A 9,481-nucleotide genomic window follows, 5' to 3' on the forward strand; every position below is an offset into this window, starting at 1 on the left:
ATACTGGAATGTGGTGGCGGACAATGTGCCGATGATCCTGTAAGGTATGAATTGTTATCAAATTGGTTCCCTTCATAGTCTTGAAATTTTTTAATAATCCCTCATCATGGTTTTATTGTTAAAGAGGCGGAAATATTTAAAAGTCCGCTTCTTTTTTATTGACTGGGAAGACATTTCAGCAAGCTTTTCGATAATCTGATCTTTTATGCCAACGCTGCCTTTTATGAGCGCTTGCGATTGGTATTTTTTTAGCGAAGACCTGCTCTGTGAACCTTTTATACGGTCTTTTGAGGGAGATGAAGGGATTGGTCGGAGGCGTTTATAGGGCAGCCCCAAATTGTTGAGCCGCGTGGGTTAAAAAATTCGTTTTTTAAAGGTGCATTAACGATAAAATTTTTTTCCTCTTGATTTTTCTTAACGTTGTGTTAAATAAACCTTTGTATTCATTTTTGATGCTTCTGAAGTATCTTTGCTGCTTTTAGAGGGATTAATTTAAAATTTTGAAAATTATCTGAATAATTTTCTACAGGGGTTTGTTTATTAGAGGCAAACCTTTTTTTTTATCTAATTTTTAGATGTTTTTTCAATGTGAAGCCTTTTTTAGAAAAAGGTAAGCATCTTGATGATGACTCTCCTATTTGTTAATATATTGATTTATAATGAAATCATTTTCAACGTGAAGCACAACGCTGAATAGAATAAGATTTTCTCATCATCAGTTCTCTTATATTGAATCAATTAAAATTACTTGCTTGCACATCATGAGCGGGCGGGCCATGTGGGTCAAAACTTTACAAGAAAGGCATAACTTTAATGAATTGGCTCTTGAACTGAAGGCTGTCGGCAACATTAGAAGCTGGCAGAATTTTTGTGATAGTGCCGGTTTTGTTCCTGCATAAGCGTAAAGATAAGGAGGGTTGAATGGATTTTATTCCCTTCATGGGGGCTTTACCATGCCTTTATGGATAGCGTTTGCGAAATGGGTGTGACGAGCGTTGAGAGATCTGTCTTTAAAACAAGCGTGTGAATATGCAACGCAAGTATCGTGTGTTTTGTGCGTTTTGTCTTACGAAAAAATACTGACTTATAAGGATAAGTTATCGTTGCGAATGTTGAATGAGAAAAACGAAAAGGTTCTCTCATTTCAAATTTTCTTCTAGTCAATCAATTAAATGTACTCTCGTACGTTACAAGAAAGCACTGGGTGTAAATAAAAGTTCTTTTAAAAGTCGTAAAATGCTTCTTATGAACCCTTTTGATAGCTAGAATTTGTCGAAAAATTTTATGTTGGTCAAGGGAAATAATAGGGCGGTTTATATCTATGATTTAAGTAAAAATAGGAGGATTTAAATGAAAAGGGAGGCGAGATTTTAAAGACAGTTGTCGAGAACGTTATTGTGTAATGATTTTTTACAGATTTTCTGATTTCTTTAAATATGTAAAAACATAAAAACGGAAATGTGCAAAAAAGGAAGCTGGGACTTTATGCGTGGTGTGTGATTTTATCATGGCATGGCATGGCATGTGATGAGAGGAGTGGAGGGAAGATTGGGGTGTGGGGATAAAGAGTCTTATGAAGGGAGGGGGCGTTTTAATGAAGAGGTGGGTGTGTTGACGGGAGAGAAGATTGGGGTGTGGGGAAGTTGCTTTTGACGTGGGATTGACCGGTGCTTTGCGTGATCTTACTTTAGGGTGGTGAAGGGGCAAGAATATTTTAAAATAGGACGTATCTGTCGCGTTTGATGAAATATCATCCTTTGAGGGGTGGTGATCTGAAATCAGCAGGGGAATTCGCTAGAGTAAGAAGCTGTATTGTTGACAAACCTATGTTTACAAAGCGGTGCGAGAGGAATTTGAAAGTTTCGTTTGGCTGCTTTCTGTAAATGTAGAGAAGCATCAAAACGTTGATCCGTAAAATAAAAATGTATATCCGTAAAATGATGCGGAGGGATTTATGCTTTGTGTGCGCTTTTGCTTAATCAGAAATCAACCATAAGATTGCTTTTTGTTTTTTCGGCTGGAGCTCTCTAAAATTTTTTAAAAGGGCGTGCTCTTTTTCGCTATAGGTGTATTGATTGTGGTGTAAGAGAGTTTCTTTTGTAGCAAGGTCTGCATAAAAAAAGCTTATGGGAACATCTAGTTTTTGGGCGATTTCGAGTAAACACCCTGCGCTTACACGATTGAAGCCTTTTTCATATTTTTGGATTTGTTGGAAACTGACGCCTAAATAGTTTCCTAATGCTTTTTGGGAAAGTCCTATTGAAATGCGCCTGTAACGGATTCTTTTGCCTATCAAAATGTCGATAAAATGTGGATTTTTGGTTTGCACGTCAAGCCCCCCGCCGGTTGCGAGCGCCCTCGCATTGGTATTCCGGGAGTCTGAAAACACTGACTTGACTCAGCTTTTTGCTTTTAGTGCTGAGAAGCACTTGGACATAGCAAAATCTCCTGGAATTCCGGGAAACCTACAAAAGTGGGCTCAATTGTACGCTAGGGTTTAGGGCTTGTTTTCCCTCTTGATCGCTGCGTAGACGATCAAAATCACTCTTTAAGTGATAAAGTAATTGCAGGAGATTGGCAAGAAGAATCAAAGTAATCTTAAAGACTACAAGATTGGGTACTCTTTAAAAAAGTGCGAAATATGGATTATAAATAGCGTTTTTTTCTATAGAGATGTCGATAAAATTTGGATTTTAGTTTGTACTTCAAGCCCCCCTCCGGTTGCGAGCGCCCTCGCATTGGTATTCCGGGAGTCACAAGTACTGAACCCTAGTCAGTTTTTTTGCTTTTAGTGCTTAAAGCACTTGGACATAGCAAAAACTCCCGGAATTCCGGGCCCCCCACAAAAGTGGGTTCTATTGTACGCTAGGGTTTAGGGCTTGTTTTCCCTCTTGATCGCTGCGTGGACGATCAAAATATCTTTTAAGTCATAAAGTAATTTCAGGAGATTGGCAAACAAAAATAGTTTTTATTTATAAACTTTATTTTTTAATGAGAGGCTGTCCGTCTTTCAAACTCTCCGGAACGCTCACCAAAATCATGATTTCAGATCCGCGTTTAATGAGGAGACTAACAATCCTAGGTTCTTAAGGTCAAGGAGACCATTACATGGCGCCTAACGGCGTCCTTGACCCCAAGAAACCTAACGGCTTGTTTTGTCTCTCTCACGCGGCTCCGAAATCATGATTAGAAGGGGAGCTTATAGGGGGTGTGGTATCAGGCATATCAATTTATCAAGGTGTTTTTTGTGAGAGTGTGTGATGAATATTTAGGCTGGATTTCCTTTTCTGGTCTGGTGAAATAGTCTCGTTTGAGGGGTGTGATCTGAAGTCCGTGGGGGGATCTGAAGTTTATAGGGGGTGTTGGCTAGGTAAGAAGCTGGGTTGTCGAGTATTGTTTTTAGAGTGGTGTGGGGAGGGGTGGAAGTTTCATTTGGTTGCTTTCTGTAAATGTGTAAAAGCGTGAAAACGGAAATGTGCAAAAAAGGAAAAGGCTTTATGTCGTTAGGGGCGTTGTGGTTAATGATACGCAATGTATGGGGATCGTGTTTTCGAAGGTAGGGAGAGCAACATAAATGGAAGGAGTGGCTTAGAGGAAATGTGTGGAGAGAGGAAAAATGGGGCAAGGCTGTGCGGGAAATGCATAGAGAGTGGCGTGTGGGGTGGTGAAGGATGTTGTGGAAGGCTGCGTGAAGAATGGAGGAGGTTTTTGAGAAAAGGAGGGGGCTTTTGGTGTGGGGAGTGGTGTTTATCTGAAGGGCGCATGTTTAAGGTGTGGAAGGGAGAAGGTGAGGAAAAGTTGGAGGGAGGATGATTGTTTGTAAGTGGTGGAGGATAAGTCAGAGGCGTTGGGAAAATGCTTGAGGGGGAGAAAATTTAGCGTAATTTCTCGTCACTCTGAAATCAAGATCATCATAAAAATTGGAGGAAATGGGTGGGTAAAATTGGTGGAGAGAAAGTTTTGTGCCAAAATGTGTGGGGTGATGTTTTTTGAGCGCATGAGAGAGTAAACTTGAAAAACCTTTCTCTTTTTGTTGAATTTTTATTCACAAACTTAAGAAAATAGGGTATGAACGCTGGAAATAACGCACAGCTTAACAAAAATGTGCACTGTAAAGGAAATGTTTGTTTATGTCAAAAGAAGAAGTTTTAGAATTTTCTGGTATCGTTACTGAACTCTTACCGAACGCAATGTTTCGTGTGAAACTGGAAAATGATCATGAAATTATTGCGCATACTGCTGGTAGAATGCGAAAAAATCGTATTCGCGTGTTGGCAGGTGATAAAATCATGGTGGAAATGACACCTTATGATTTGACAAAAGGGCGCATTACATATCGCTATAAGTAGCCTTAGGGGTGGCTTGTGCTTTTTTGTAAAAGCCATCATATTATTTCTATTATTTTTTAACAGTTTTTAAGCTTGCTTTTCATGAGTGAAAAAAGGGGAGTGTTTGAATGGCCTTGAAAAACTGTAAAATTAATGCGGAAAAAGATCAAGGAGATTAATGGCGCTTAAAAAGGGGCTCTTAAAAGGGAGTGCTTAAAAAGGGGCGCTTAAAGGGGGTCGCGTAAAAGGGGGTGTTTAAAAGGGGTGAGAGGGAAGTCGATTGTGAAGGGGTGGAAATGAAAAATATAAGAGAGTGGGGGGAAAAACGTTTGGCAGATGCTCTTACAGAAGAAATTCATTTGGTGCTTGCTTCCGCTTCGCCAAGGCGTTTAGCGCTCTTAGCACAAATAGGGATTGATCCTCAGCAGGTTTGTGCAAGCGATATTGATGAAACGCCAAAATTAAAAGAACATCCTGCAAACCTTGCCAAACGTTTGGCAAAAGAAAAAGCCCTGAAAGCCCAAGAAATTTTGCGCTGGTACAATCAGAATGCTCAAGAAGAATTACCTCAACAGAAAATGATTATCTTGGCTGCTGATACGGTGGTGGCTGTGGGGCGCACCATTCTCCCTAAACCAGAGGGTGAAGACGAGGCTTATGAATGTTTGCGATACCTTTCGGGGCGGGCGCATAAGGTCTATGGCGCTATTTGTGCCTTGAATGAAAAGGGGAAAAAAACCGTAAAATTGGTTGAAAGTCGTGTCCGTTTTAGACGCTTAACCCCTGCTGTGATGAAGGCTTACCTTGCTTCAGGAGAATGGCAAGGGAAAGCGGGTGGCTACGCTATTCAGGGAAAAGCCGGTGCTTTTGTTGTCTATATCAGGGGTTCTTATTCCAATGTGGTTGGTTTACCGTTGGCTGAAACAGCCGATCTCTTGACCGCTTATCACTATCCGCTTTTTACGCACTGGGCTGAAGAAACGCATTAGAAAAACTTTAAGGCAAGATCAATGCAAGGTGAAAACCAAAAAAAAGAGAAAAGCCAAAATGAAAAAAAAGGAACAGAAGAAAAACTAATGAAGGAGCAAATGACAAAGGTGCGCCAAGAAAAAAAAGAGCTCAATTTGCAAAAAGAGACTCGCCCTCCGCATCCTTGTCCGATTTGTGGTCAGATGGCACAACAAAACGCCTATCCTTTTTGTTCCACACGGTGCCGAGCCATTGATCTTAATCGTTGGCTTTCTGGCGCTTATATTTTACCGCCCCCGCCGCAGAAAAGTGATGAGGAAGAATAAAGAGTCCTCTTGAGGAGAGAATGCTCAGAGTGTTTTTTGTGTTGGAGCTTAAGGGGGTACGCGGGATTATCGTAAATGGATTCAAGGGTTGGATTAACGGCTTGCTTATTGTCGTCGTTCGTAGAGATGCAGATTAAGTTCAATCAATGGTGGAAGTGTTAATACATATCTAAGACTTAGCACTAGTGGTTACCATGGATCATTATAAATTTCTTTGTTGCGGGGAGGTCGATAATGTCTTTAGGGTGTGAGGGAAGAATTGATCATCTCATCAATATTGCTAAAGTATTGCTAAGGAAAAAGAAGGGCGCGTGTTTTGGTGCAAATAGATGGGGCAGCAAACAATCGCTTGCTGGTGCTTTGTTGCGTGAAAGTTGTTGATGTCTTTAGGGTGTGAGGGAAGAATTGATCATCCAATCAATATTGCTGAGGTATTGCTAAGGAAAAAGAGGGGCGCGTGTTTTGGTGCAAATAGATGGGGCAGCAAACAATCGCTTGCTGGTGCTTTGTTGCGGGAAGGTCGATAATGCCTTTAGGGTGTGAGGGAAGAATTGATCATCTCATCAATATTGCTAAAGTATTGCTAAGGAAAAAGAGGGGTGCGTGTTTTGGTGCAAAGAGATGGGGCAGCAAACAATCGCTTGTTGGTGCTTTTGCTGGGTAATGGCATGGTGTCATTTGGGGGCTGGATTGATTATATCGTGATTTTGACCGTATCTGTGTTCATCTGGAAAGCTGATCAATATGATGTCGCTTTTATTGGAGCGGCAACATTATTACCTGGTATCGTTCTGTCTAAGCCAATTGGAATGTTGGTAAGTCATCGTTCTATGATCCATTGGCTGCGGGCGTCACTGCTGTTACGGGCGCTATGTACTGTCGGTTTATTGCTGGCGACGAGTCTGCAAGGATTTATTATATTGGCAGTTATTCGAGCGATATTCAATAGTGTCGCCATGCCTGCAATTTCCGTTCTTAGTGCAAATTCGGTGCCTGAAAACGGACGGACTCGTTACTATTCTGTGCTTAATATGATCAATAGCATGGCGAAGATGATAGGACCTGCTTTGGGTAGTGCTCTCTCTGCATTTTTGTCAGATACATATACTTTATTGTTTTCTGGATTTCTGACATTGCTAGGCTTTATCGTGTTTTGTTTTATTGGTGCACAACCTGTCTCGTCGCTAAGAATAAAAAAAGCGAATACCACGCAAGCACAGCAGAGGCTTTATGGGACAACTTGGTATGCCTATGTGGCGGTGATATTTGTGTATTTTGCCATGATCTTTATGGTGAATAATCAGTTGCCCGTTATTCTTAGTGCAATGAAAATGAATAAACAAGCTCTTGGGATGTTGGTATCGGCTTCGGCGATTGGTAATTTTCTCTATGGGTTTTGGCGTGTGAAACAATCAAAGCATAAACCCCTTACAGGCAAAATATCGGAGTTGTTAATGCCGGCAATGTCATCAATGATTGGTTTTGTCATGATCTCAGTGTGCTTTTTTTACTTTGATTTACTCCGTATTGAGACTTTGTTGTTCTGTTTTTTTCTTATTGGAATGGTGAGCGCTTACTTTTCCATATCTTCTAATGTTTATCTGGTAAGCAATTTCAATGAACAGATTGGGGTGGCTTCCGGATGGGTGCAGTCTATACAAAATTTAGCTATGTTGGTGGCGCCCTTTGTTGGAGCGTTTGTTTTAGGTCACACTTCGGCTGGAAAATTGTTCCTTCTTTCTGGATTGAGTGGATTATTCTGTTTATTGGCTATCAGGATATTGGTGAACCGTTCTTTGTCAATTGTTCGTTCTCAATGATTGGCTCATCAACGAAACATGTATTTTAAATCATTTTTCTGAGATTCAGGGGGCACGGGAATAATCCAGCATCGGGAAGCTTTTTCAACGTTATAGATTCAATTTTTGATTTTTACTTAACCGCTCATATGTTTTTTTTCGGGGCTTTGCCTTCTTGACACTGTTCCACTGTCTCGTAAACTCAATAGGGGGCATGGTTTTGAGCAACAATGTCATTTTTGTGTGACTCTGCTTTGCTACGAATAGTCAAACTTTAAACCCCAGTCGCTGATCCTCAAGCAGCTTGGCTTAAAGCAATAACAGAAACAGAAAACAAGCTATAGCGTGAATTATCCTATCATGCTGTAAAACATCACTCTTTGGGGGGGATATCAGGTATGGGAAATTTTAAGCAGGGGGGGAGGATATATTGATCGTTGCATTTTTGCTTAATCAGAAATTAACCATAAGATTGCCTTTTGTTTTTTCGGCTGGAGCTCTCTAAAATTTTTTAAAAGGGTGTGTTCTTTTTCGCTATAGGTTTCTTGATCATGGTGTGGGGCATGTATTGAAAGATTTTCTTTTGTGGCAAGGTCTGCATAAAAAAAGTTCACGGGAATTTCTAGTTTTTGGGCGATTTCCAGTAAACATTTGGCACTTACACGATTGAAGCCTTTTTCGTATTTTTGGATTTGTTGAAAACTGACGCCTAAATGGCTCCCTAATGCTTTTTGGGAAAGTCCTATTGAAATGCGCCTGTAACGGATTCTTTTGCCTATCAAAATGTCGATAAAATGTGGATTTTTAGTTGGCACTTAAAGCCCCCCTCCGGTTGCGAGCGCCCTCGCATTGGTATTCCGGGAGTCTGAAAGTACTGAGCTCTAGTCAGCTTTTTGCTTTTAGTGCTTAAAGCACCTGGACATAGCAAAATCTCCCGGAACCCCGGGACACCCACAAGAGTGGGTTCATTTTTACGCTAGAGCTTAGGGCTTTCAGTTCCCTCTTGATCGCTGCGTAGACGACCAAAATTACACTTTTAAATGGTAAAGTAGTTTCAGAAAATTGGCAAGAAAAATCAAAAATATTTTTTATTCTGTTATGCCATAAAACATCGCTCTTTTAGGGGGGAAGAGCTAGAATATTCATGATAGGGCTTGATTTGTTGAGTCTGAGGAAGTGCTGTCGTTTGAGGAGGGGTGTCTGAAGACTGTAAGGGGATTAGGCAAAAAGCTTTGTTCGTTTATAGACTATTGTTTATAGAGCAGCGTGGGGTGGTGAACCTTTCCTTTAGCTTTGTTCTGTAATGATGTAAAAGCGTAAAAATGTGAATCTGTAAAAGTGAAGTGGAGGATTTGTGGATTTATGCATTATGCGTGTTTTGGGTCATGTTGGGCTTTTGTTTGGCGTGGAATGTGGTGAGATAAATGGGGGGACGCATTTGTGAATGGAGCGGGGAAGTTGGGAGGAAGAGGGGTGTTAAGCGCGTTGGTTGGAGAAGAGTGTGTGGGGAATATTTTAGGCTGGACTTAACTGCCTTGTCTGATGAAGTGCGTCTTTTGGGGGGTGGTGATAATTATATGAAGTGATCAGTAGTCCTTCCTTAGATAAGAAGCTGGATTGTTTACAGACCAGTGTTTACAAAGCGGTGTGCGGGGCGATAGTTTGGAAGTTTCGTTGGCTTACGTTCTGTAAAGATGTAAAAGCGTAAAAATGTGAATCTGTAAAAGTGAAGTGGAGGACTTATGGATTTATGCATTGTGCGTGTTTTGGGGTCATGTTGGGCTTTTGTCTGGCGGGGAATGGGGTGAGATAAATGGGGGAAAGAGTGCTGTGAATGGAGGGGAAGTTGGGAGGAAGAGGGGTGTTAAGTTGTTAAGTGTGTGATGGTGAGGCTGTGATGGTGGGGTTATAGGGGAGTTGCAGTTTTTATTTAAATAATGACAGTGTGCCTTTCTCTCCCTCTTGCTATAGGGCTTGTGAGGACCCATATTCTTTTTAGCACTACGGTTCTTCTTCATGTGGCATCATTTGCGGTGTTTTGTGGGGGGTGGTTGGTCCT

13 protein-coding genes and 1 pseudogene are annotated in these 9,481 nt (G+C 41.1%); 11 read left to right on the forward strand and 3 right to left on the reverse strand.

Features of this window, described 5'->3' with window-relative positions:
• A pseudogene (locus ACFIKE_RS07015) lies at positions 1 to 78 on the forward strand (disulfide bond formation protein B); the annotation flags it as partial.
• A 698-nt stretch (positions 79 to 776) separates the two neighbouring features.
• A complete protein-coding gene (locus ACFIKE_RS07020) occupies positions 777 to 899 on the forward strand; it encodes a hypothetical protein (RefSeq protein WP_375626360.1) in 123 nt (40 codons plus the stop codon).
• Between the two features lie 49 nt (positions 900 to 948).
• On the opposite strand, the gene ACFIKE_RS07025 is transcribed toward ACFIKE_RS07020, so the two are convergent.
• Entirely contained in the window at positions 949 to 1,143 is a 195-nt protein-coding gene (locus ACFIKE_RS07025; RefSeq protein ID WP_375626358.1) for a hypothetical protein, read from the reverse strand.
• 381 nt (positions 1,144 to 1,524) lie between these two features.
• On the opposite strand from ACFIKE_RS07025, the gene ACFIKE_RS07030 reads away from it, so the two are divergent.
• A complete protein-coding gene (locus tag ACFIKE_RS07030; protein ID WP_375648867.1) occupies positions 1,525 to 1,653 on the forward strand; it encodes a hypothetical protein in 129 nt (42 codons plus the stop codon).
• Between the two features lie 322 nt (positions 1,654 to 1,975).
• On the opposite strand, the gene ACFIKE_RS07035 is transcribed toward ACFIKE_RS07030, so the two are convergent.
• Positions 1,976 to 2,329 carry a helix-turn-helix domain-containing protein gene (locus tag ACFIKE_RS07035; protein ID WP_375648869.1) on the reverse strand — a complete coding sequence of 118 codons (354 nt, stop codon included), beginning with the start codon at positions 2,327 to 2,329 and terminating at the stop codon, positions 1,976 to 1,978.
• Between the two features lie 1,325 nt (positions 2,330 to 3,654).
• Here ACFIKE_RS07035 and ACFIKE_RS07040 point away from each other — a divergent pair.
• The 7 genes from ACFIKE_RS07040 (at position 3,655) to ACFIKE_RS07070 (ending at position 7,443) form a co-directional block, all read left to right on the forward strand.
• Positions 3,655 to 3,813 (forward strand): hypothetical protein, encoded by a 159-nt coding sequence (locus ACFIKE_RS07040; RefSeq protein ID WP_375626353.1) that lies wholly within the window; start codon positions 3,655 to 3,657, stop codon positions 3,811 to 3,813.
• Positions 3,814 to 4,130: 317 nt separating this feature from the next.
• The gene (infA, locus tag ACFIKE_RS07045) at positions 4,131 to 4,349 is read left to right on the forward strand and encodes a translation initiation factor IF-1 (protein ID WP_004857577.1); all 219 of its coding nucleotides are present in this window, start codon (positions 4,131 to 4,133) and stop codon (positions 4,347 to 4,349) included.
• A gap of 275 nt (positions 4,350 to 4,624) precedes the next feature.
• A complete protein-coding gene (locus ACFIKE_RS07050) occupies positions 4,625 to 5,317 on the forward strand; it encodes a Maf family nucleotide pyrophosphatase (RefSeq protein WP_375648872.1) in 693 nt (230 codons plus the stop codon).
• 21 nt (positions 5,318 to 5,338) lie between these two features.
• Complete coding sequence (yacG, locus tag ACFIKE_RS07055) at positions 5,339 to 5,623, forward strand: DNA gyrase inhibitor YacG (protein WP_375626349.1); 285 nt, start codon at positions 5,339 to 5,341, stop codon at positions 5,621 to 5,623.
• Positions 5,624 to 5,857: 234 nt separating this feature from the next.
• A complete protein-coding gene (locus tag ACFIKE_RS07060; RefSeq protein WP_375648874.1) occupies positions 5,858 to 6,004 on the forward strand; it encodes a hypothetical protein in 147 nt (48 codons plus the stop codon).
• Positions 6,004 to 6,150, forward strand: a complete 147-nt coding sequence (locus ACFIKE_RS07065; RefSeq protein ID WP_375648876.1) for a hypothetical protein — start codon at positions 6,004 to 6,006, stop codon at positions 6,148 to 6,150. Before ACFIKE_RS07060 ends, ACFIKE_RS07065 begins: the two co-directional genes overlap by 1 nt.
• A 72-nt stretch (positions 6,151 to 6,222) precedes the next feature.
• Entirely contained in the window at positions 6,223 to 7,443 is a 1,221-nt protein-coding gene (locus tag ACFIKE_RS07070; RefSeq protein WP_375648879.1) for an MFS transporter, read from the forward strand.
• 428 nt (positions 7,444 to 7,871) lie between these two features.
• Here the strand turns inward: ACFIKE_RS07070 and ACFIKE_RS07075 are convergent, their stop codons facing one another.
• Entirely contained in the window at positions 7,872 to 8,237 is a 366-nt protein-coding gene (locus ACFIKE_RS07075; RefSeq protein ID WP_375648881.1) for a helix-turn-helix domain-containing protein, read from the reverse strand.
• 609 nt (positions 8,238 to 8,846) lie between these two features.
• Here ACFIKE_RS07075 and ACFIKE_RS07080 point away from each other — a divergent pair.
• Positions 8,847 to 9,008 (forward strand): hypothetical protein, encoded by a 162-nt coding sequence (locus tag ACFIKE_RS07080; protein ID WP_375648884.1) that lies wholly within the window; start codon positions 8,847 to 8,849, stop codon positions 9,006 to 9,008.
• The last annotated feature ends 473 nt before the right edge of the window (positions 9,009 to 9,481 follow it).

This window comes from Bartonella sp. MU70NMGDW, from assembly GCF_042194085.1.
In the GTDB taxonomy this organism is placed as follows: domain Bacteria; phylum Pseudomonadota; class Alphaproteobacteria; order Rhizobiales; family Rhizobiaceae; genus Bartonella; species Bartonella grahamii.

Excerpts from the sequence above, each read along its gene's own strand:
- ACFIKE_RS07065 (WP_375648876.1), top strand. The coding sequence starts at position 6,004 with ATGTCTTTAGGGTGTGAGGGAAGAATTGATCATCCAATCAATATTGCT.
- ACFIKE_RS07060 (WP_375648874.1), top strand. The coding sequence starts at position 5,858 with ATGTCTTTAGGGTGTGAGGGAAGAATTGATCATCTCATCAATATTGCT.
- yacG (WP_375626349.1), top strand. The coding sequence starts at position 5,339 with ATGCAAGGTGAAAACCAAAAAAAAGAGAAAAGCCAAAATGAAAAAAAA.
- ACFIKE_RS07020 (WP_375626360.1), top strand. The coding sequence starts at position 777 with ATGTGGGTCAAAACTTTACAAGAAAGGCATAACTTTAATGAATTGGCT.
- infA (WP_004857577.1), top strand. The coding sequence starts at position 4,131 with ATGTCAAAAGAAGAAGTTTTAGAATTTTCTGGTATCGTTACTGAACTC.
- ACFIKE_RS07080 (WP_375648884.1), top strand. The coding sequence starts at position 8,847 with ATGGGGGGACGCATTTGTGAATGGAGCGGGGAAGTTGGGAGGAAGAGG.
- ACFIKE_RS07025 (WP_375626358.1), bottom strand. The coding sequence starts at position 1,143 with ATGAGAGAACCTTTTCGTTTTTCTCATTCAACATTCGCAACGATAACT.
- ACFIKE_RS07050 (WP_375648872.1), top strand. The coding sequence starts at position 4,625 with ATGAAAAATATAAGAGAGTGGGGGGAAAAACGTTTGGCAGATGCTCTT.